This window comes from Micromonospora sp. NPDC048868, from assembly GCF_043198195.1.
GTDB lineage: Bacteria > Actinomycetota > Actinomycetes > Mycobacteriales > Micromonosporaceae > Micromonospora > Micromonospora reichwaldensis.
In genome coordinates this window covers 110,182-132,773 of sequence record NZ_JBICUN010000012.1, presented here as the reverse complement: position 1 = coordinate 132,773, position 22,592 = coordinate 110,182, and the positions used below count along the sequence as shown (strand labels likewise).

Below are 22,592 nucleotides of genomic sequence, written 5' to 3'. Positions count from 1 at the left end.
CTCGTTCCAAGATCTGCCGACGCCGACGCCGACGCCGACGCCGACGCCGAAGCCGACGTGGTGTGGGCGCGGACGCGGCGTGGGCGCCGACGCCGAAGCCGACGTGGTGTGGGCGCGGACGCGGCGTGGGCGCGGGGGCGGCGCGGGAGAAGTGCGGGACAAGTGCGGGCCGTGGGTGTTGCGCCTGGTGTGGGACTGTCATCGTCGATTGGGCGGTCAGCGCCGTCGAGGTGAGTCGGGCCCGGGGCCGTAGCGCGGATGGGGGAGCGCGGGTCATACCGCGCACCGGGGAGGCACCCGTGGCCGGACACAGGTCATAGGGTGGTCCCGTGGCGACCCTTCTGCTTCTGCGACACGGCCGGACGACCGCGAACGCGGACGGCGGGCTGGCCGGCCGCCAGCCCGTCGAGCTGGACGAGACGGGCCGGGCCCAGGCGAGCGCGGTCGGCGAGCGGCTGCGGGCGGTGCCGCTCGCGGCGGTGGTGACCAGCCCGCTGATCCGGTGCCGGCAGACCCTGGAGCTGGCGTTGCCCGGGGTCGCTCCGGTGGTGGAGGAGGGGCTGATCGAGTGCGGCTACGGCGCCTGGGAGGGGCAGCCGCTGAAGAAGCTCGCCAAGGAGCCGCTCTGGCCGGTGGTCCAGCAGCACCCGAGCGCGGCGGTCTTCCCGGAGGGGGAGGCGATGGCGGCGATGGCGGCGCGGGCGGTCACCGCGGTGCGTACGTGGGACGCCCGGATCACGGCGGAGCACGGCCCCGAGGCGGTCTGGCTGGCGTGCAGCCACGGCGACGTGATCAAGGCGATCGTCGCCGACGCGCTCGGCGTACACCTGGATCTGTTCCAGCGGATCGTGGCCGACCCTGCCTCGGTGACGGCGATCCGCTACACGCCGCTGCGGCCGTTCCTGATGCGGCTCAACGACACCGGCGGCGACCTGGCCGGGCTGGTGCCGCCGCCGCGCAAGCGGCGCCGACGGGCGGCGCGGGCGGCCGGCGCGGCCGACTCGGACGCGCCGGTCGGCGGCGGCGCGGGAGCGGGCCGGTGACGGGCCGGCGGCGCCCCGACCCACGGCCTCGCGGCAAGGCGGGGCGGTGCCGGGGCGTGGCCGCCGTCCCTTCCGCGACGCTCGCCCCGGCCGACGAGGAGTCCACGCGCCGGTGCGGGCCGAGAGTCCCGTCCGTGACCGCGCTGCGGCGCGGGCCCGGGGTCTCCCCGGCCGCCACGCCCGGGTACGGCGGCCGGTGTGCCGGGCGCGGCGGGCGCGCGGCGATTCGCGTCGGTGGGGTGCACGGCGCTGTGGCGCGCCGGATAGGGTCGTGGGTATGACCCACCAGGTGCACGCCTTCGAGCCGCCGGAGCGGTTCGTCGCCGGGACGGTCGGGCCGCCGGGGGAGCGCGCGTTCTTCCTTCAGGCGCGCGGCGGTGGCCGGCTGGTCAGCGTCGCGCTGGAGAAGGTCCAGGTGTCGTTGCTGGCCGAGAAGCTTGAGGAGCTGCTCTCCGAGGCACAGCGCCGCTTCGGGGTGGAGCTGCCCGAGCCGGTGGCCGCCGTCGGCGACAACGACCCGCTGGACACGCCCGTCGACGAGGAGTTCCGGGTCGGCACGCTCGGGCTGGCGTTCGACGTCGACACCGCGACCGTGGTGATCGAGGCCATCGCCGTGGGCGAGGCGGAGGTCGAGGTCGAGCTCGGCGAGCCCGACGACGACGACGATGAGGACGCCGAGGACGAGGACGAGGAGCCGGACGAGGACCTCGACCGGCTCCGGGTGCGGCTGACCCCCGAGGCGACCCGACAGTTCATCGAGCGGGCCCGGCGGGTCGTCAACGCCGGTCGGCCGCCCTGCCCGCTCTGCGGCCAGCCCCTCGATCCCGCCGGTCATCTCTGTCCACGCCACAACGGCTATCACCGGTGACGTCGTCGGATCTCCAGCCCCGACAGGACGGCGAGGCCGCGCTCCGCTTGCTGCGTGACGGCCACCTCGACCTGGAGGGGCGGCTCGTCGACGCCTCCAACACCACCCTGCGCGGCATCCTGACCCTCGACGGGGTGACGGCCCGCTGCGTCTACAAGCCGGTGCGGGGCGAGCGCCCGCTGTGGGACTTCCCGGACGGCACGCTGGCCGGCCGGGAGGTCTCGGCGTACGTGGTCTCCCGGGCCACCGGCTGGGATCTGGTGCCGCCGACCGTGCTGCGCGACGGCCCGTTCGGCCCGGGATCGTGTCAGCTCTGGATCGACGAGCCGGAGGAGGCCGAGCCCCTGGTCGGGTTCGTGCCGGCCGACGCGCTGCCGCCCCGGTGGTTCCCGATCGCGGCGGCCCGCGACGACGACGGCACACCGTACGCGCTGGCGCACGCCGACGATCCGCGGCTGGCCCGGCTCGCGGTGCTCGACGCGGTGATCAACAACGCGGACCGCAAGGGCGGGCACGTGCTGGTCGGTCCGGACGACCGGATCTACGGCGTCGACCACGGGGTGAGCTTCCACGTCGAGGAGAAGCTGCGCACGGTGCTCTGGGGCTGGGCCGGGCGGCAACTGCCGGCGGACGCCGTGGAGATGCTCGACGCGCTCGCCGGCCAGCTTTCCGGGGCACTGGGTGCCGAGCTGGCCGAGCACCTGACCATCCGGGAGGTCGCCGAGCTGGCGGCCCGGGTCGACCGGCTGCGGCACACCGGCCTGTTTCCGCAGCCCTCGCAGGACTGGCCGGCGGTGCCCTGGCCCCCCATGTGAGCGCGCCCGGTCCGTCCACGGCGCTGTCATGTTGATCACTGTGGGCCGGGCCTGCCGCGCCGCGCCGGCTGGTTAGGCTGACGGTCATGGACTCTTGGGCGGGACATGAGGTGCCGCGGCTGCCGGGCAGGGGCCAGCCGCTGTCGTTGTTCGACTCGGCGCGGCAGGGCGCCCACCCGAGCGATCCGGCCGGCACCGCGACCATGTACGTCTGCGGCATCACCCCGTACGACGCCACGCACCTGGGCCACGCCGCCACCATGATCGCGTTCGACCTGGTGCAGCGGGTGTGGCGGGACGCCGGCCGGGACGTGCACTACGTGCAGAACGTCACCGACATCGACGACCCGCTGCTAGAGCGGGCCGAGCGGGACGGCGAGGACTGGAAGGTCCTGGCGATGCGGGAGACCGCGCTGTTCCGCGAGGACATGGAGGCGCTGCGGATCATCCCGCCGGCGCACTACGTCGGCGCGGTGGAGTCGATCCCCGACATCGCCGACAAGGTCCTCCTGCTGCTCAAGGACGGGGCCGCGTACCGCCTGGAGGACGGCACCGGTGACGTCTACTTCGACATCGCCGCCACCCCCCGCTTCGGCTACGAGTCCAACCTGACCCGGGAGCAGATGCTGGAGATCTTCCCCGAGCGCGGGGGCGACCCGGACCGGGCCGGCAAGCGCGACCCGCTCGACCCGCTGCTGTGGCGGGGCGCCCGCGAGGGCGAGCCGTCCTGGCCGGGCGGCGAGCTGGGGGCCGGCCGTCCCGGCTGGCACATCGAGTGCACGGTCATCGCGCTCAACCTGCTCGGCGACCGGATCGACGTGCAGGGCGGCGGCAACGACCTGATCTTCCCCCACCACGAGTGCTCCGCCGCGCACGCCGAGCGGCTCACCGGCGCCGCGCCCTTCGCGCAGCACTACGTGCACGCCGGCATGATCGGCCTCGACGGCGAGAAGATGTCGAAGTCCCGGGGCAACCTGGTCTTCGTCTCCCGGCTGCGCGCCGACCAGGTCGACCCGATGGCGGTCCGGCTGGCCCTGCTCTCGGGGCACTACCGCACCGACCGCGCCTGGACCGACGAGCTGCTCGCGACGTCGCTGGAGCGGCTGGCCCGCTGGCGGCGGGCCGCCGCCGCGCCCGCCGGCCCGTCGGGCGAGGAGTTCCTGGCCGGCGTACGCGCCCGCCTCGCCGACGACCTGGACTCGCCGGGCGCCCTGGCGCTGGCCGACGGGTGGGCCGAGGCGACCCTCGCCGGCACCGCCGACGACCCGGCCGCCCCCGCCCTCTTCGCCGCCACCCTGGACGCCCTCCTCGGCATCCGCCTCTGACACCCCACCCGCCCCTCGCCCTTCGCCCCCGCCCGCCGCCCCGCCGTGGCCCCGCCCCTCGCGACGTCGATCATGCTGTTGTGGTGCCCCGCAAAAGGTGCGTAACGGCGGTAGTCGCCCACCACAAGTGCATGATCGACGGGGTGGGGTGGGGCGGAGGGTTGGTCAGCCGAGGACCAAGCCCGGGTCCGGGGTGGGGTCGGGGGTCGGGGCGGGGATCTTGTACTCCTCGGTCAGCGTGGTGACCGGGCCGGGCCAGGTGGCCTGGGCGACCTCGATCGGCTTGCGGTGGCCGTCGTAGGCCACGTGCAGCAGGTGCAGCACGGGGGTGTCGGGGCGGATCTGGAGGATCTCGGCCTCCTCCCGGCTGGGCTGGCGGGCGCTGATGGTGTCGGTGGCGGAGACGTACCGCCGGCCGGTGGCCTCCTCGGCCTCCTGGTAGAGCGGCCGGCCGAACGCCTCGGCGCGCTCCAGCGAGGTGCCGGCGGTGTCGGCGGGCAGGAACCACGAGGCGCCCACCTCGACGGGGGAGTCCTCGGTGCGCACGAGGTGGCGGCGGCAGAGCAGCTCGGTGCCGTCGGCGACCCCGAACGCGTCGGCCACCTCCGGCGGGGCGGGGGCCCTGCCGACGGAGACGAGCTGCTGCCGGTACCGCGCGGCCAGGTCCGTGTGGTAGCCGCGGAAGCCGCCGTAGCGGCCCCGGGAGAGCCGGTTGAGCCGCCGCCGGGTGCCTCGGACGTACGTCCCGGAGCCGGGCTTGGTGATCAGGATGCCCTCGACCCGCAGCTGGTCGACGGCGCGCTGCACGGTCTGCTTCGCCACGCCGAACATCTCGGCGATGGCCGGGATGGACGGCAGCCGCTCGCCCGGTGCCCAGTCGCCGCGGCGGATCTGGGTCTTCAGCTGCGCGGCGATCTGCCGGTGCGGGAACTCGGCCGCCCCCGGGTTGATCTGCATACCCGCCTCCTTGATGACAGCTAGGTTCCTAGGATGCCTTAGGGGTGGTGACCGCGCCACCCCGGACACGCAAAAGACCGGCCCCGGACGACACGCGTCCGGGGCCGGTGCGGCAGGGGAGAGTGCTACCAGGAGCCGGCCGTGGGACCGGCGGAGCCGCCGCGGCGGCGCAGGTACTTTTCGAACTCCTGGGCGATCTCGTCACCCGTCAGCGGGGTGATGCCCGCGTCGCCGACGCGTTCCTCCAGCTCGCGCACGTACTCGCCGAGCTCGGCGTCCTGCTCGGCGGCGCTGCGCACCCGCTGCTCCCACTCGGCGGCCTCCTCGGCCAGGTCGGCCATGGGCACCGGCAGGTCGAGCACCTCCTCGACCCGGTGCAGCAGTGCGAGGGTGGCCTTCGGGCAGGGCGGGTTGTTGGCGTAGTGCGGCACGTGCACCCAGAACGAGACGGCGTCGACCTCGGCCTTGTTGCAGGCGTCGTGCAGCACGCCGACGATCCCGGTCGGCCCGTCGTAGCGGGTGGGGGTGAGCTGGTAGCGCTGGGCGGCCTCCGCGTCGGAGGCGCTGCCGCTGATCGGCAGCGGCCGGGTGTACGGCACGTCGGCCAGCAGCGCGCCGAGCACGACGACCCGCTCGACCTCCAGGCTGTGGCAGATCTCCAGCACCTGCTCGCAGAAGGTGCGCCACCGCATGCTCGGCTCGATGCCCCGGATCAGCACGACGTCCCGTTCGGTGCCCTCGGGGCTGGCCACCATGAAGCGCGTCGTCGGCCACTCCACCCGGCGGGTCTCGCCCTCGGCCATGGTGATCGTGGGGCGGCTGACCTGGAAGTCGTAGAAGTCCTCCGGGTCGAGCTCCGTGACCTGCCGGGCCTGCCACACCTGCTCCAGGTGCTCGACGGCGGCGGTGGAGGCGTCGGCGGCGTCGTTCCAGCCCTCGAACGCGGCGATCGCCACGGGGGACCGCAGCACCGGCAGTCCGTCGAACTCGGTCACGCCGTCACCTCACCCTGCTCGTCGGGGGCGGCGCCGGGACCGGACCCGGTCGTCCGCCCGCCGGGCGTGGTGCTGTCGCTGTTGTCCTTCACGTCCGTCAGCCTACGTGTCGGGGCGGGATGCGGCCCGTCGGCCGCGCCGGTCGAGCCCGGCTCCGGCCGGCCATACCACGATGAACCGGACAGCGTGATCCCGCTGACACAATGTGGGAAGGCACGTGCGGGGGAATCCATCGGCCGGCGACGGCACTAACCTGATCCTGTGCGGACCTCATTGCTCGACGTACTGGCAGACCGGATTCTCATCGCCGACGGCGCGATGGGCACGATGCTGCAGGCGGCCGATCTCACCCTGGACGACTTCGAGGGCTACGAGGGCTGCAACGAGGTCCTCAACGCCACCCGACCGGACGTCGTGCGCGGGGTGCACGAGGCGTACCTGGCCGCCGGCGCGGACTGCGTCGAGACCAACACCTTCGGGGCCAACCTGGCCAACCTGGGTGAGTACGACATCCAGCACCGCATCCGCGAGCTCTCCGAGGCCGGGGCCCGCCTCGCCCGGGAGGCCGCCGACGCGTACGCCACCCCCGAGCGGCCCCGCTTCGTGCTGGGCTCCATCGGCCCGGGCACCAAGCTGCCCACCCTGGGGCACGCCGACTACGCGATCCTGCGTGACGCGTACCAGGAGAACGCCGAGGGCCTGATCGAGGGCGGCTCGGACGCGCTGATCGTGGAGACCTGCCAGGACCTGCTCCAGGTCAAGGCCGCCGTCGTCGGCTCGAAGCGGGCCATGGCCCGGCTCGGCCGGACGGTGCCGATCATCTGCCACGTCGCCGTGGAGACCACGGGCACCATGCTGGTGGGCAGCGAGATCGGGGCGGCGCTGGCGGCCATCGAGCCGCTGGGCGTCGACCTGATCGGGCTGAACTGCTCGACCGGGCCGGCCGAGATGGGCGAGCACCTGCGCTACCTGTCCCGGCACTCCCGGATTCCGCTGTCGGTGATGCCGAACGCGGGCCTGCCGGTGCTGACCGCCGACGGGGCGTACTTCCCGCTGACCCCCGTGGAGCTGGCCGACGCGCTGGAGCGCTTCGTCACCGAGTACGGCGTCTCGCTGGTGGGCGGCTGCTGCGGCACCACCCCCGAGCACATCCGGGTCCTCTCGGAGCGCCTGCACGGCACGCGCCCGGCACCCCGCGAGCCGCGGCACGAGGCCGGCGTCTCTTCGGTCTACCACCCGGTGCCGTTCGCCCAGGACGCCTCCCTGCTGATGGTGGGGGAGCGCACCAACGCCAACGGCTCCAAGGCGTTCCGCGAGGCCATGCTCGCCAGCGACTGGCGGGCCTGCGTGGAGATCGCCCGCAGCCAGGCCCGCGACGGCTCGCACCTGCTGGACCTGTGCGTCGACTACGTCGGCCGCGACGGCACCCAGGACATGCGGGAACTCGCCGGCCGCTTCGCGACCGCCTCCACCCTGCCGATCATGCTCGACTCGACCGAGCCGCAGGTGGTCGAGGCGGGCCTGGAGATGCTCGGCGGCCGGTGCGTGGTCAACTCGGTCAACTTCGAGGACGGTGACGGGCCCGAGTCCCGCTACGCCCGGGTGATGCCGATCGTCAAGGAGCACGGCGCCGCCGTGGTGGCGCTGCTCATCGACGAGGAGGGGCAGGCGCGTACCGCCGACTGGAAGGTGCGGGTCGCGGGGCGGCTCATCGACGACCTCACCGGGCGGTGGGGGATGGACCGCGCCGACATCCTGATCGACGCGCTGACCTTCCCGATCGCCACCGGCCAGGAGGAGACCCGGCGCGACGGCATCGAGACCATCGAGGCGATCCGCGAGATCGCCCGCCGCTGGCCGGGCGTCAACTTCACCCTCGGCATCTCCAACGTCTCGTTCGGGCTCAACCCGGCGGCCCGGCAGGTGCTCAACTCGGTCTTCCTGCACGAGTGCCGCGAGGCCGGCCTGACCAGCGCCATCGTGCACGCCAGCAAGATCCTGCCGTTCAACAAGATCCCCGACGCGCAGCGGGAGGCGGCGCTGGACCTCGTCTACGACCGCCGCCGCGAGGGCTACGACCCGGTGCAGAGGTTCATCGAGATCTTCGAGGGCGTGGACGCGGCGTCGGCGCGGGCCGGGCGGGCGGAGGAGCTGGCCGCGCTGCCGCTGGAGGAGCGGCTCAAGCGGCGGATCATCGACGGCGAGCGCAACGGCCTGGAGGCCGACCTGGACGCGGCGATGGCGCAGGGGCGCAGCCCGCTGTCCATCATCAACGACATCCTGCTCGACGGCATGAAGGTCGTCGGCGAGCTGTTCGGCTCCGGTCAGATGCAGCTGCCGTTCGTGCTCCAGTCCGCCGAGGTGATGAAGACCGCCGTGGCGTACCTGGAACCGCACATGGAGACCGCCGAGGACGGCGGCAAGGGCCGCATCGTGCTGGCCACGGTGCGCGGGGACGTGCACGACATCGGCAAGAACCTGGTGGACATCATCCTGTCCAACAACGGCTACGAGGTCGTCAACATCGGCATCAAGCAGCCGATCAACGCGATCCTGGAGGCCGCCGAGCAGCACCGGGCCGACGCGATCGGCATGTCCGGCCTGCTGGTCAAGAGCACGGTGATCATGAAGGAGAACCTCGCCGAGATGGCGTCGCGCGGGGTCGCGGAGCGCTGGCCGGTGCTGCTGGGCGGCGCGGCGCTGACCCGGGCGTACGTCGAGGACGACCTGCGGGCGATGTTCCCCGGCCAGGTGCACTACGCCCGGGACGCCTTCGAGGGACTGTCGCTGATGGACCGGGTGATGACGGCCAAGCGCGGCGGGGCGCCCGTGATCGACGCGGAGCGGGAGGCGGCCCTGGCGGCCCGGCGGGCGCGCCGCGAGCGGCAGCGGGCGATCGTCAGCGAGTCGTTGCCGGAGCTGGACGACGCCTCGGTGCGCTCCGACGTGGCGACCGACGTGGAGGTGCCCGCCGCGCCGTTCCTGGGCACCCGGGTGGTCAAGGGCGTGCCGCTTGCCGACTACGCGGCGCTGCTCGACGAGCGGGCCACCTTCCTCGGGCAGTGGGGCCTGCGGGGCGCCCGCAGCGGGCAGGGACCGTCCTACGAGGAGCTGGTGGAGACCGAGGGCCGGCCCCGGCTGCGCTACTGGCTGGACCGGCTGATCGCCGACCAGGTGCTGGAGGCGGCCGTGGTGTACGGCTACTTCCCGGCGTACGCCGAGGGCAACGACCTGGTGGTGCTGGACGAGAACGGGCACTCCGAGCGGGCGCGGTTCTCCTTCCCCCGGCAGCGGCAGGAGCGGCGGCTCTGCCTGGCCGACTTCTTCCGCCCGCGCGGCGACGAACTGGACGTGGTGGCGTTGCAACTGGTCACCGTGGGGCAGCCGATCAGCGAGTACACGGCGAAGATGTTCGCCCGCAACGAGTACCGCGACTACCTGGAGGTGCACGGGCTGTCCGTACAGCTCACCGAGGCCCTCGCGGAGTACTGGCACCGCCGGATCCGCGCCGAGCTGACCCTGCCGGGCGGCCGTACGGTGGCCGACGACGACCCGGCGGACCTGGCGGGTCTGCTGCGCACCGACTACCGGGGCTGCCGGTACGCGTTCGGCTACCCGGCCTGCCCGGACCTGGAGGACCGGGCGAAGATCGTGGAGCTGCTGGGCGCGGAGCGGATCGGCGTGCAGTTGTCGGAGGAGTTCCAGCTCATGCCGGAGCAGGCGACGGACGCGATCGTGGTGCACCACCCGGAGGCGAGCTACTTCAACGCCAAGTGACGCGTACCCGGTACGCCGTAGTGCGAGTTTCGCTTTCTCGCAGCTCATCGACCTTTCGGACGAAGCGGTCGAGGCTGAGGGGTGAGGTGGCATCGCTGTCGTGGCAGCATGCGGCGGTGACCTTCGATGATGACCGGTACCTGGATGCCTTCGTCGACTACAGCAGGGGGCATCATTTCGTTCGACTTGACGTCGAAGTGCCAGCGGAGACTCTGACGGAAGGGTTGGCCGGTCCCGATGACGATGTGCCACACGGCTCGTTGTGGTTGTCGGCGGACCGGGCGGAGGCGCTGGCTAGGTCGTTGCTCAGTTGCGCGGCAGAGGTGAGGGAACAGAGCCGCAAGTAAACGCGTGAGTGACTAACCGGATGACGATCGGGTTGGACGCCGACGAGTTGCGCAGGCTGAACCGAGTTCCATTGGTTCTCCATTGCCCAGCACAACCGGACCAGGGTACCGGGCGTGTCCGCCGCAAGTACCGTCGGCTGGTCCGGGGCTACTGAGCCAGCCGGGACGGCAGGACCCTCGAATCCCGGTTCAATCATGATCAATTATAAGGGGCGCCCGGCTCCCTGTTGCTGTTGACAGCAACGGGCCGAGACGAGGGCGGCAACCGACTGTCGAACGCGGACAGCCGTCCGAGGCCGAAAACGGGGACAGCTCTGCCGGACAACGCGCTCACTTCTTACAGGCGAGGGGTTGGAGCCTGGGGGAGCCCCAAGAATCATGCCGTTTCCAGGTCGTCAGAGGTGGACCAGAAGCAGCGAACGATGACCGCCGACCACCAACGAAAGGGCAGCTCAGGGGTATCTCTTCCGTGTTGACCTGCTATGCCTTTCACTCTCGATCAATACAACGCCAAGTGGCGGGCGTCGGTGTGCTGAGCCGCGGCACCGTAGATCACTTCTCGTCGTCCGGTCTGTTGGGTGGACCGGGATCTACGCGGCCGGCGGCGGCGGTGCGCGGAGACGTATGGTCGGTCGCGTGTCCACCGACGAGGATCGTGAACGTCTCGCCGAGCAGCTGGTGGCGCTGCCGGTTCCTGAACTCGTTGATGTCCTGCGGCGTGTGCTGCCGCACTTCACCGAGGACCAGTACGGCGTACGCACCACGCTGACCCTGGCCGCTGTCACCGACTACGAGGACGATCCGGGTCTCGACGTGGAACTGGTCGCCTGGCCCGACCGTGACTACTACGACGGTGGACTCGGGATCGACCAGGGGCTGTGGGAGAACGGCCGTTGTGCACGGTGCGACGTCGAGGTGACGTCGAACGCCAAGCGCGCGTTCTGCCCGTACTGCGGGTCCGGCTGTGCCCTGACCTGAGCGCGTCCGACGACGGCGTGGACCCTCGATCGCCGGTGGTGACGGCGCGACGACCCTAGGGGGAGGAAACCTTCGGAGCCCAGATCAGTTGGCGTAGACATCTTTCATCGGGCATCGACCTGCCGCTATATTGCGGGCACTGTCGATCTCTCCCGATGACGAGGTGCACATGTTCGACAACCGGACGCTGCGGCGGCGTACCCTCCTTGCGGCCGTCGCCGGTGCCGCGGCCGTCCCCATGGTCGCCGGCCCCGCGTGGGCGGCGCTGCCGAAGGTCTACATCGACCCGGGCCACGGCGGCACCGACCCCGGCGCGGTCGGCAACGGGCTGCAGGAGAAGGCCCTGACGCTCGACATCTCCCTGCAACTGCGCAACATCCTGCTGGCCAACTGGGCCGTCGACGTCCGGATGTCCCGCACGACCGACATCACCCGCAGCCTGGCGTACCGCACCGACGACGCCAACGCGTGGGGCGCGAACCTGCTGGTGAGCGTGCACATCAACTCCGGCGGTGGCACCGGCTTCGAGAGCTACCGTTACCCGACGTCGGACGCCGCCACCGTCAATCTGCACAACGCCCTGCACCCGAGGGTGATCGGTGGCATGCGGACGATCGGCGGGGTCACCGATCGGGGGCTGAAGACCGCGAACTTCCACATGCTGCGCGAGTCGGCCATGCCCGCGGTGCTGACCGAGAACCTCTTCATCGACTCCGTCGCCGACTCGAACCTGCTCAAGCGCGCCGACTTCATCACCGCCACCGCCCGTGGCCACGCCGAGGGCATCGCCGCCTACCTCGGCCTGAGCGCGCCCAACCCGCCCACGTTCAGCACCATCGTGGATAACACCACGGCGGGGCGGTTCACGGCGAGCACCAACTGGGGCACCTCCTCGTACTCCGCCCAGCGCTACGGGGCCGACTACCGCTTCGCCAACCCCACGCTGGCCAGCGACTCCGCCTGGTTCAAGGTGAACATTCCGGCGGCCGGCAACTACCGCGTCGAGGTGCGGCACCCGGCCGACCCCGGCTACAACAGCTCGGCCCCGCACGTCGTCGTCACCGCCTCGGGCAACCGCACGGTCAACGTGGACCAGCGCTCCAGCGGCGGCGTCTGGCGCTCGCTGGGCACCTTCGGGCTTGCCGCCGGTGACCGGAACCTGGTCGCGGTCAGCCGCTGGACCAGCACCACCGGCTACGTGGTGGCCGACGCCGTCCGGGTCACCCGGGTCTAGTAACGCTGCCGAGCTGCGGTCGGGCTGAGGCCGGGCGTTCGGCAGGCGTCGCCGCGCCACGCCTCGCGGCCCTCCTCCACCGCCACCAGCGCGACAGGCCCACCCGAACGTGATCAGGACGCCATGGACGTGACCCTACGGCTTTAGGGTCCATGGCGTCCTGATCACCGTTTGCGGGGCGCCGCAGCCAGAGAGCGCCACTGGTGCGCCGGTGCGCGGGTCGGTGCATCGACGCGGGCTTCTGGCTGGCGATCGACGGGCGTGACCCGCGCCGCCGACGACACGCCCGGGACCGACATGTGGGGTGTGACAACGGCGCCAACCCTATATATGGTGTCGGCGCAGCTGGTTCGGCCGCTCATCCGGAGTGGTCGAGGCAAGAGGGAACCCGGTGGGAATCCGGGACTGCCCCGCAGCGGTGAGTGGGAACGACCGCCGTCATCAGCACTGGGCCGCCAGCGGCCTGGGAAGCGACGGCCAGTAGGAGACCGGCGAGTCCGGTCGCGCCCGCGAGTCCGAAGACCTGCCAGTGCGCCGTACGCCCGCTTCCGGGCGTGTGGCGGTCCGAGGCCGCGTGGGACGGCCGACGCCATCCCGACGCGTTGCCCTGCCGCGCGTCGTCGTCGGTGTCCGCTCCCCGCGTGCCCAGGAAATCCGTCTGGGATCAAGGCTCGCGAGGAGTGAGTGGTGACAGTCACCGAGGTTTTTCCGGCCGACGATGCGGCCGTGGTGGGCCAGCGGCGGCCGCAGATGCGGGTCCGCAAGCGCGACGGCGGCACCGAGGCGGTCGACGTCAACCGGATCGTCCGCGCGGTCGAGCGGTGGGCCGACGACCTCGCCGACGTCGACCCGCTGCGGGTGGCGACCAGGACGATCAGCGGCCTGTACGACGGGGCGACGACCGCCGAACTGGACCGGCTGTCCATCCAGACCGCCGCGGAGATGATCGGTGAGGAGCCGCAGTACTCGCGGCTGGCCGCCCGCCTGCTGGCCGGGTACGTCGACAAGGAGGTCCGCCGGCAGGGCATCGGCTCCTTCAGCGAGGCGATCCGGCACGGCCACGCCGAGGGCCTGATCGGCGACGACACCGCGGCCTTCGTCGCCGCCCACGCCGGCGCCCTCGACGCCGCCGTCGACCCGCGCGGCGACCTGCGTTTCGAGTACTTCGGGCTGCGTACGGTCTACGACCGGTACCTGCTGCGCCACCCGACGAGCCGGCTGGTGCTGGAGACCCCGCAGTACTGGCTGCTGCGCGTGGCCTGCGGCCTGTCGCAGGCACCGGACGAGGCGATCGGGTTCTACCGGTTGATGTCGAGCCTGGCGTACCTGCCGAGTTCGCCGACGCTGTTCAACTCCGGCACCCGGCACACCCAGATGTCCTCCTGCTACCTGGTCGACTCCCCGCGCGACGAACTCGACTCGATCTACCAGCGGTACGCGCAGGTGGCGAACCTGTCGAAGTTCGCCGGGGGCATCGGCATCGCGTTCTCCCGGGTGCGCTCCCGGGGCGCGCTGATCAGGGGCACCAACGGGCAGTCCAACGGGATCGTGCCGTGGCTGCGGACGCTGGACGCCTCGGTGGCGGCGGTCAACCAGGGCGGCCGGCGCAAGGGCGCGGCCTGCGTCTACCTGGAGCCGTGGCACCCGGACGTCGAGGAGTTCCTCCAACTGCGCGACAACACCGGCGAGGACGCCCGGCGCACCCACAACCTGAACCTGGCCAACTGGATCCCGGACGAGTTCATGCGCCGGGTGGAGGCCGACGGGGTGTGGTCGCTGTTCGACCCCGACGTGGTGCCGGAGCTGCCGGACCTGTGGGGCGAGGAGTTCGACGCCGCGTACCGGGCCGCCGAGGAGCAGGGCCGCTACGTGCGGCAGGTCCCGGCAAGGGAGCTGTACGGGCGGATGATGCGTACCCTCGCCCAGACCGGTAACGGGTGGATGACGTTCAAGGACGCCGCGAACCGGCTGTGCAACCAGACCGCCGAGGCGGGCAACGTGGTGCACCTGTCCAACCTGTGCACCGAGATCGTCGAGGTCTCCAGCGACGCCGAGACCGCCGTGTGCAACCTCGGCTCGGTGAACCTCGCCGCCCACCTGGGCGCGGACGGCATCGACTGGGAGCGGCTGCGCGCCACCGTCCGCACCGCCGTGACGTACCTCGACCGGGTCATCGACATCAACTACTACCCGACGGCGCAGGCGGCGGCGAGCAACCCGCGCTGGCGGCCCGTCGGGCTCGGCCTGATGGGCCTTCAGGACGTGTTCTTCGCGCTGCGGCTGCCGTTCGACTCGCCGGCCGCCCGGGAGCTGTCCACCCGGATCAGCGAGGAGCTGTACCTGACCGCCCTGGAGACCTCCGCCGACCTGGCGCGACGCTCGGGCGCCCACCCGGCGTACGGGCAGACCCGGGCGGCGCGCGGGCAGCTGCAACCCGACCTGTGGGGCGTCACGGGCACCCAGACGGCACGGTGGAGCGCGCTACGGGAGCGCGTGGCCGCGTACGGGCTGCGCAACTCGCTGCTCGTGGCGATCGCGCCGACCGCCACCATCGCCTCGATCGCCGGCTGCTACGAGTGCATCGAGCCGCAGGTGTCCAACCTGTTCAAGCGCGAGACCCTGTCGGGGGAGTTCCTCCAGGTCAACACCGCCCTCGTACGCGAGCTGAAGGCCCGGGGCCTGTGGACGGAGCGGATCCGTTCGGCGATCAAGCGCGCCGAGGGCTCCGTGCAGGACGTCGCGGAACTGCCGGCCGAGGTGCGGGAGCTGTTCCGTACCGCGTGGGAGCTGCCGCAGCGGGCGTTGATCGACCTGGCCGCGGCCCGCGCCCCGTACATCGACCAGTCGCAGTCGCTGAACCTGTTCCTGGCCGCGCCGACGATCGGCAAGCTCTCCTCGATGTACCTGTACGCCTGGAAGGCCGGGTTGAAGACGACGTACTACCTGCGTTCCCGGCCGGCCACCCGGATCCAGCAGGCCACCGTCGCGCCCGTCGGGCCGGCCCGTGCCGCGGGCCTCGTCGCGCCGGTGGCGACCGTCGACGAGGCGCTGGCCTGCTCCCTGGAGAACCCCGAGTCGTGCGAGGCCTGCCAGTGACCACCTCGACCACCAGCGAACCGAGGACCGTCCACATGCTGCTCGACCCGGGGATGGATCTCACCCTGCGCCCGATGCGCTACCCGCACTTCTTCGACCGCTTCCGCGACGCCATCCGCAACACGTGGACGGTGGAGGAGGTCGACCTGCACGCCGACCTCGCCGACCTCGACCGGCTCTCCCCGGCCGAGCGGCACCTGGTCAGCCGCCTCGTCGCGTTCTTCGCCACCGGCGACACCATCGTCGCCAACAACCTCGTGCTCAACCTCTACCAGCACGTCAACTCCCCGGAGGGCCGGCTCTACCTGTCCCGGCAGCTGTTCGAGGAGGCCGTGCACGTCCAGTTCTACCTCAACCTGCTCGACACCTACGTGCCCGACGAGGCCGAGCGCTTCGCCGCGTTCGCCGCCATCGAGAACATCCCGTCGATCCGGCGCAAGGCAGAGTTCTGCTTCCGCTGGATCGACTCGCTGGGCGAGCTGCGCCAGCTGCGTACCCGGGAGGACCGGCGGGCCTTCCTGCTCAACCTGATCTGCTTCGCCGCCTGCATCGAGGGGCTGTTCTTCTACGGCGCCTTCGCCTACGTCTACTTCCTGCGCTCCCGGGGGCTGCTGCACGGCCTGGCGTCCGGCACCAACTGGGTGTTCCGCGACGAGTCCATGCACATGGCCTTCGCCTTCGACGTGGTGGAGACGGTCCGCAGGGAGGAGCCGGACCTCTTCGACGACGAGCTGGCCGCTCAGGTGCGGCAGATGCTCGCCGAGGCCGTCGAGTGCGAGGTCCAGTTCGCCGAGGACCTGCTCGGCCAGGGTGTGCCCGGGCTGTCCCTGGCCGACATGCGCGAGTACCTGCAACACGTCGCCGACCGGCGGCTCGCGCAGCTCGGCATCCCCGCCCACTACGGGTCGACCAACCCGTTCGCGTTCATGGAGTTGCAGGACGTCCAGGAGCTGTCGAACTTCTTCGAGCGGCGCGTGTCGGCGTACCAGGTCGGGGTGAGCGGCACGGTGGCCTTCGACGACGACTTCTGAGCACGGGACCGCGCAGGCCGTGCGGCCGTCGCGCCGGGACCGGACGGCCTGCCGGCCCCCGTTCGCGGCCCCCGTGGCCGCGAACGGGGGGCGGGCCCGATCTATGCTCCTGGTGCCTCGCCGCCGTCGGTGGCCAGGCCTGGGCGGGGGGACGGGTCAAGTGGGTGTACCGACGCTGCTGGTCTCGCTGAGCAGGGCGAACGCCTACCGGGACATCGGGGCGGCAGTGGCGGCGGCACCGCACGGCGCGGTGGTCGTCGTGGAGCCGGGCCGCTACGACGGGCAGATCGTCGTGCGGTCGAAGGCCGTCACGGTCCGGGCGGCGGTGCCGGGCGGGCCGCCGGTGCTGGTGGAGAGCGGCGCCGCCGCGCCCGTCGTGTACGGCGAGGACGCGCAGGTCGTGCTCCAGGGGCTGACGCTGCGGACGTGGAGCGCCGACGCGCCGGCGACGGTGTCGGCGCTCCGCGCCGCCCTGACGGTCGAGTCCTGCGTCGTCACCGGGCAGGCCTTCAACGCCGTGCTCTGCGAGCGGAGCACCGCGCACGTGCGGATGTGCGACGTCAGCGGGATGCGTCGGGGCGTGGCGTTCGTCGACGGCAGCGGGATCGTCGAGAACTGCCGGCTGTGGGACCTCGACGAGTACGCCGTGCTGTCCAAACGGGACAGCCGGCCCACCGTGCGGCACTGTCACGTCCGGGACACCGACCGGGGCTTCGATGCCTTCGAGGGCGGTGGCGGCACCGTCGAGGACTGCCACTTCACGGGCGTACGCGTCGGGGCCGTCACGGCGGGCGGCCGCTCCCGGCCGACGGTGCGGCGGTGCCGGGTCTCCGACGGACGCGGCAGCGGGCTGGTGTTCAGCGGGTCCGCCGGCGGGCTGGTCGAGGAGTGCGAGCTGACGGACCTGGAGGGTTGCGGCGTCGAGGTCACCGGCGGCGCCGAGCCCGACGTGCGTCGCTGCCGGATCGAGGGCGTCGGCCGCAACGGCATCTACGTCAGCGGTGCGCGTGGCACGTTCACCGACTGCGACGTGACGGCCAGCCGGCTGCCCGCGATCGCCGTGGTCGACGGGGCGGCGCCGCTGGTGCGCGGCGGCGTCCTGCTCCGGTCGCGGGAGGACGCGCTGCTGGTCCGGGCCGCCGCCGGCCGGTACACCGGCGTGCGGATCGAGGCTCCGGGCCGCTACGGGGTGATCGTGCAGGGCGGCGACCCGACCCTGATGGACCTGACGGTCGACGGTGGCGAGGCGGGAGTGGTGCTCGACGGCACCGTCGAGGCTGACGTGCGCCTCGACGGCGCCACCGTCCGGGGCGCGACGAGCAGCGGGATCGCCGCCGGGGGAGCGGGCCGGCTCACCGGTACGAACGTCCGGGTGGAGAACGCCCCGGTGGGGCTGGTCGGCACCGACGCGATCTCGATCACCCTCACCGACGCGGTGTTCTCCGGCGGCACCGTCGGTGTGACCGGGGCGGGCGAGGCCGCCCTGCACCTCACCGGCAGCACGGTCAGCGGGACCACCGGTTCCGGGATGCTGCTGCGGGAGCAGTCCCGGCTGACCCTGCGGGCCAGCACGCTGCGCGCCTGCGGCGGGGACGGCGTGCAGGTGGAGACCGACGCCCCGGTGCTGGTCGACCGGTGCGAGTTCGTCGACGTGGCCGGCGAGCCCGTCCGGGGCGCCGACCGCGCGCGGGTGTCGGTGACCGCCCCGGAACAGCCGGCCGCCCAGGTCGTGCCCGCTCCCGGGGACCGGGCCGGCTCCGCCGACGAGGCAGGCATGCCCGCCCGTCCGGCGTCGGCCAACGTCGACGTCGACGCCGTGCTGGCGGAGTTGGACGGCATGATCGGCCTGGCCGCCGTCAAGCGGGACGTGCGGACGCTGATCCAGCTCATCCGCGTCGGCGAACAGCGCCGTAGGGCCAACCTGCCGGTGCCGCCGGTGAGCCGGCACCTCGTCTTCGCCGGGTCACCCGGCACCGGGAAGACGACCGTCGCGCGGATCTACGGGCGGCTGCTCGCGCAGCTCGGCGTCCTCGCCAAGGGGCAGGTCGTCGAGGTGGCGCGGGTCGACCTGGTGGGCGAGTACCTGGGCAGCACCTCGCTGAAGACCGCCGCGGCCTTCGAGCGGGCCCTCGGCGGGGTGCTCTTCGTCGACGAGGCGTACGCGCTGGCCCGCACGTTCGGCACGAACTCGGACTTCGGGCTGGAGGCGATCGACACGCTGGTGAAGCTGATGGAGGACCACCGGGACGAGACGGTCGTCATCGTCGCCGGCTACTCCGAGGAGATGGTGCAGTTCCTGGCCACCAACCCCGGCCTCGCATCCCGGTTCACCAAGACCATCGAGTTCGTCGACTACACCCCCGACGAGCTGCTCGCCATCATCTCCGCGCTGGCCGGGCAGCACGGCTACGACCTGACCGCGCCGACGGCCGACGCCCTGCTGGACCGGCTCGTCGAGGCCGTCCGCGACCCGGTGTTCGGCAACGGCCGGGGCGCGCGGAAGCTGTTCAACGCCATGATCGAACGGCAGGCGGGACGGCTCGCGGACGTGGCGGCGCCGACCGCCGAGCAACTGCGTACGCTGCTGCCGCAGGACATCCCCGCCGCCGACGACTGACCGCGAACCGCCGCTCGTTCGCGGTATCGGTGCCGCGCGGCGAGCTTCCCGGCCCCGGGGCGCGGCGACACGGCGGCGATCACGCCTGCATCGAGATGTCGAAGGCGGCGTCGCGGACGTCGGCGGCCGGGTGCCCGCGCAGCAGGTGCAGCACGTCGCGCCAGGGGGCGGACCAGCCGAACGCCCTGCCGCCGCCGGCCAGTGCCACCGCGAGCAGGCCGGTGGTGGCCTCGCCCCGGGCGGCGAGGGCGCGGGCCGTGTCGAGTGTCGGCTCGGCGTCCAGGGCCGTCGGGGAACCGGTGCGCTGGGCGAGGAGGTGGGCGAGCCGGGCGGCGAGCGCCGGTCGGCCCGCCACCAGCTCCGCGATCGTGAGGATCTCGGCGGTGAGCTGCGCCGACGTCGTGTCCCTCAGCGGCAGCGCGCTGGTCAGCAGGGTGCCCGCCTGGGCCACGTACGCGCGGTGCCGGCCCAACTCCGCCGCCGCCCGCCGGACCGGCGCGGGGTCGGCCAGTGGCCCGAGCGTCCAGGCCGCCGTGGCCACGATGTGGTCGATGCGCCGGCGGGCGGGGCGGTCCCCGGCGGGGCCACCGAGGTCCGCGTCGGCGCCGTCGATCCGGACGAGGGCGTCCAGCGCGGCGACGGGCACCTCCCGTTCGGGGCGGTCCGGGTGACGGAGCACCGCGGTCAGCATCGGGCGTACCGACTGCCAGTCGTACTGCCCGCCCAGGTCGGTGAGCGCCGCCGTGAGCAGGTCGGTGAGGTCGGGTGCCCAGGGCAGCCAGTGCACGAGCCGGGGCCAGGCGAGCCGGCTGAGCTCCCGGTCGGGGCTCGCGCAGGCCCGGGCGACGAGGGCGGCGTAGCGGGGGCGATCCGGTGCGGCGATTCCGCCGGGCGGGGTCGCCAGCACGGCCAGCGACTCCTCCCGGCTCCCGACGATCGCCTCTTCGAGGATCGGCCAGCTCTCCGGCGCGTGCAGCCGCTGCCGGGCGGCGTCGACGATCGCGGCCCGTACGTCGCGGTGCTGGCCGGGCTGGCGCCACGCCGACACCAGCACCGCCACCGCCTCCGGGGGACCGAAGCGGCCGAGCAGCCGGACCGCCTGCTTGCGGCTGGTCACCTTGCCCCGCCCCAGGGCGACGCCGGACAGCGGGGCCACCAGGTCGGCCGGGCGGGTGAAGCGGACGGCGCGGGTGGCGGCGTACAGGGCGACCCTGGCCCGATCGTCGTCGGCGTGCGACAGCAGCAGCGGCAGCGCCTCGTCGGGCCGGTCGGTCCACGGCAGCGACTCCAGGGCCGCCTCGGCCAGGGTGACGTTCGGCGAGCCGACGTGGCGCAGCACCAGCTCCCGCCCGGCGTCGGGCACCCGCGCGGCGGCCCGTACGGCGGCTGCCCGGTGGTGCAGCGGGGTGCCGGCGTCGGCGGCGAGGCGCGCCTGCAGCCGCACGTACGCCTCCTGCTGGCGGGGCAGCCACCGCTCGACGTGCACCGGCCGGCCCGGGATCCAGCGGGTGCCGGCGGTGAGGAAGGCCCCCCTCGGCGGGTGACGCAGCACCCGGTCGAGCAGGTCGGTACGTCGGGCGCTGACGGTCCGCCACACCGTGGGGAGGGTGACGGTCGAGCTGTCGGAGTCCAGCACGTACGCCACGCGCTGCGCCCGGGTCCTCGGGTCGGCCAGCCACAGCTCGACGGCCTCCCGCACGACGGCGGCGACGGTGCCGGGGGTCGTCGCGCGGTGCAGCAGCTCCTGGAGTTCGGGCAGCTGCCAGGCCCGTCGCCCCAGGGCCCGGGTCACCGCGAACAACGCGGTGAACTGCCCCCGGGCCACACCGGCCTCGACCCATCGGCGCAGCCGGGCGAAGACCAGTGTCTCCTGGCCGCGCCGCAGCGTCTCGTCGAAGCGCCCGAGCGGCGGCAGCCGGTGCCCGCCGAAGAGCCGGTCGAGGGTGTCCAGCGCCCACCGCAGCAGGGCCGGCTCGTCGACGTGCCGACCCAGCACCCGGGCGGCGAGGGTGCCGAGCGCGGCGAGGGTGCGCGTCGACGCGTCGCGGGTGGTCGTGGCGTCGACGGTGATCCGGGTCAGCGCCTCGACGGCGTCCGCGCGCAGCAGCGGGGCCAGGCTCGCCAGCTCCGTCAGCGCCACGGCCCGGACCGGGTCCTGCTCGTTGCGCAGCCGATCCAGCCTGGTCACGGCCTCGGCCGCCGCCGCGGGGTGGCGGCTGCGCCGGGCGGCCGCCAGGAGCAGCTGGTACGCGACGGCCCGGTCGTGCGCGTCGGCGGCGCGCAGGGCGGGGGTGAGGGCCGCCGACGCTGCCGGCCAGGGCAGCAGGGCGCTCCACGACCGCACCTGCGCCTCGTCGTGGCGGACGTCGTCGAGGGCGAGCACCCGGCGTGCCTCCCGCTCCCGCCAGTCGTGCGGCAGCACCTCCATCAGCGACGCGTCGGGGATCAGGGCGGCCGTCTCGACGTCGGCGAACACGGCGTCGTACAGGTCGCCCCGGCGCGCCGGGGGCAGCGCCCCCAACAGTCGGTCCAGGGCGTTGTTGTGGCCGCGTACCCGCCGGCCCAGCGCGACCAGGTCCGCCTGCGGCAGCCGGGCGAGCCGACGCAGCAGGGCAGGGGGCAGCCACTGGTGAGCCACCCAGTCCGCGCGGGACGGCGCGGTCAGCAGGGCCAGCATCCGTCGTGGCGCAGACGCGGCGAGCGGCCCGTAGTGCGTGAGGTCGCCGGGGAGGTGTCCGGTGGGCGCGTACCGTTCGAGCAGCGTCAGCGCGCGCTCCGGGCGTTGCCGGCCGGCGACCAGGACCCTCTCGCCGTGCGTCGTCCACCAGCGGTCCCGTTCGGCGGGCTGGAGGTGGGGCAGCGTCGACTCGGCGTGGTCGAGCACCACGTCGCCGTGGCGACGGGCCAGGCAGACCGAGCCCGGCAACGCGTGTTCGACGACCGGCAGCAGCCGGCGGACGGTGTCCGCCCCGCAGGCGGGCAGCAGGGCGACCGCCTCGACGGCCCCGAAGCGCCCCAGCACGCCGTCGACCAGGTCGTCGGCGACCGCCGGCCGGTGCAGGTGCCGCAGCGACCGGTAGACCAGGTGGCGCAGGTCGGCCGGCGCGTCCCGGACGAGCGCGCGCAGGTCGTCGCCGGCGAGCCAGCCGGCGCGCAGGCCCGCCTTCACGGCGACCGCGCGGATCGTGCCGTGCCGGTCGCCCAGCGCCGCCCGCACCGCCGCGTGGTCGCCGACGATCTCGGCGGCGGTGACGGCCAGGAACCGGTGGTACGACGACGCCTCGGCGCGCAGGTCCGCCAGGATCTCCGGCAGCTCGCCCGTGGCGGCCGCCTCGCGGGCGCGGCGGGCGAGGGTCGCCATCCGCTCCCGGTGGGCCAGCGCGTCCAGTTCGCCGAGCAGCCGTCGTGTTGATCTCCGCACGTCGACCATTGTGGCGGTCGGAGGGCCGTAGCGTCGAAGGGCCTGCGGGTGACGCCGGCCGCCCGGGGACGGGCGCCTTGCCGGCGTC

14 protein-coding genes and 1 riboswitch are annotated in these 22,592 nt (G+C 73.1%); of the genes, 11 read left to right on the top strand and 3 right to left on the bottom strand.

Features of this window, described 5'->3' with window-relative positions:
• Positions 1 to 329 precede the first annotated feature (329 nt).
• From ACGFNF_RS19920 to mshC, 4 genes are all read left to right on the top strand, one after another.
• Positions 330 to 1,043, top strand: a complete 714-nt coding sequence (locus ACGFNF_RS19920) for a histidine phosphatase family protein (protein ID WP_393169681.1) — start codon at positions 330 to 332, stop codon at positions 1,041 to 1,043.
• 277 nt (positions 1,044 to 1,320) lie between these two features.
• Positions 1,321 to 1,911, top strand: coding sequence for a DUF3090 domain-containing protein (locus tag ACGFNF_RS19915; protein ID WP_393169679.1), 591 nt, complete (start codon positions 1,321 to 1,323; stop codon positions 1,909 to 1,911).
• Positions 1,908 to 2,726, top strand: a complete 819-nt coding sequence (locus ACGFNF_RS19910) for an SCO1664 family protein (protein ID WP_393169677.1) — start codon at positions 1,908 to 1,910, stop codon at positions 2,724 to 2,726. Before ACGFNF_RS19915 ends, ACGFNF_RS19910 begins: the two co-directional genes overlap by 4 nt.
• Before the next feature lie 86 nt (positions 2,727 to 2,812).
• Positions 2,813 to 4,051: a cysteine--1-D-myo-inosityl 2-amino-2-deoxy-alpha-D-glucopyranoside ligase gene (mshC, locus tag ACGFNF_RS19905; protein WP_151457716.1), complete on the top strand. Its 1,239-nt coding sequence runs from the start codon at positions 2,813 to 2,815 to the stop codon at positions 4,049 to 4,051.
• A gap of 165 nt (positions 4,052 to 4,216) precedes the next feature.
• On the opposite strand, the gene ACGFNF_RS19900 is transcribed toward mshC, so the two are convergent.
• Together ACGFNF_RS19900 and ACGFNF_RS19895 are read right to left on the bottom strand one after the other, a co-directional pair.
• Positions 4,217 to 5,008, bottom strand: a complete 792-nt coding sequence (locus tag ACGFNF_RS19900) for a GntR family transcriptional regulator (protein WP_393169675.1) — start codon at positions 5,006 to 5,008, stop codon at positions 4,217 to 4,219.
• 125 nt (positions 5,009 to 5,133) lie between these two features.
• On the bottom strand, positions 5,134 to 6,003 hold the full coding sequence (locus tag ACGFNF_RS19895) for a PAC2 family protein (RefSeq protein ID WP_101409578.1): 870 nt from the start codon (positions 6,001 to 6,003) through the stop codon (positions 5,134 to 5,136).
• Between the two features lie 261 nt (positions 6,004 to 6,264).
• Between ACGFNF_RS19895 and metH the strand changes: the two genes are divergently transcribed.
• From metH to ACGFNF_RS19860, 7 genes are all read left to right on the top strand, one after another.
• Positions 6,265 to 9,780 carry a methionine synthase gene (gene metH, locus ACGFNF_RS19890; RefSeq protein WP_393169672.1) on the top strand — a complete coding sequence of 1,172 codons (3,516 nt, stop codon included), beginning with the start codon at positions 6,265 to 6,267 and terminating at the stop codon, positions 9,778 to 9,780.
• A gap of 116 nt (positions 9,781 to 9,896) precedes the next feature.
• Positions 9,897 to 10,127, top strand: a complete 231-nt coding sequence (locus ACGFNF_RS19885; protein WP_393169670.1) for a hypothetical protein — start codon at positions 9,897 to 9,899, stop codon at positions 10,125 to 10,127.
• A 636-nt stretch (positions 10,128 to 10,763) separates the two neighbouring features.
• Positions 10,764 to 11,105, top strand: coding sequence for a hypothetical protein (locus ACGFNF_RS19880; RefSeq protein ID WP_393169668.1), 342 nt, complete (start codon positions 10,764 to 10,766; stop codon positions 11,103 to 11,105).
• A gap of 169 nt (positions 11,106 to 11,274) precedes the next feature.
• Complete coding sequence (locus tag ACGFNF_RS19875) at positions 11,275 to 12,339, top strand: N-acetylmuramoyl-L-alanine amidase (protein ID WP_357577503.1); 1,065 nt, start codon at positions 11,275 to 11,277, stop codon at positions 12,337 to 12,339.
• Positions 12,340 to 12,668: 329 nt separating this feature from the next.
• A riboswitch (cobalamin riboswitch) is annotated at positions 12,669 to 12,885 on the top strand.
• Positions 12,886 to 13,089: 204 nt separating this feature from the next.
• The gene (locus ACGFNF_RS19870; RefSeq protein WP_393169812.1) at positions 13,090 to 15,435 is read left to right on the top strand and encodes a ribonucleoside-diphosphate reductase subunit alpha; all 2,346 of its coding nucleotides are present in this window, start codon (positions 13,090 to 13,092) and stop codon (positions 15,433 to 15,435) included.
• Positions 15,436 to 15,470: 35 nt separating this feature from the next.
• On the top strand, positions 15,471 to 16,466 hold the full coding sequence (locus ACGFNF_RS19865) for a ribonucleotide-diphosphate reductase subunit beta (protein WP_357577512.1): 996 nt from the start codon (positions 15,471 to 15,473) through the stop codon (positions 16,464 to 16,466).
• 160 nt (positions 16,467 to 16,626) lie between these two features.
• Positions 16,627 to 19,083: a right-handed parallel beta-helix repeat-containing protein gene (locus ACGFNF_RS19860; protein ID WP_393169666.1), complete on the top strand. Its 2,457-nt coding sequence runs from the start codon at positions 16,627 to 16,629 to the stop codon at positions 19,081 to 19,083.
• A gap of 79 nt (positions 19,084 to 19,162) precedes the next feature.
• On the opposite strand, the gene ACGFNF_RS19855 is transcribed toward ACGFNF_RS19860, so the two are convergent.
• The gene (locus tag ACGFNF_RS19855; protein ID WP_393169664.1) at positions 19,163 to 22,504 is read right to left on the bottom strand and encodes a hypothetical protein; all 3,342 of its coding nucleotides are present in this window, start codon (positions 22,502 to 22,504) and stop codon (positions 19,163 to 19,165) included.
• Between the last annotated feature and the right edge of the window lie 88 nt (positions 22,505 to 22,592).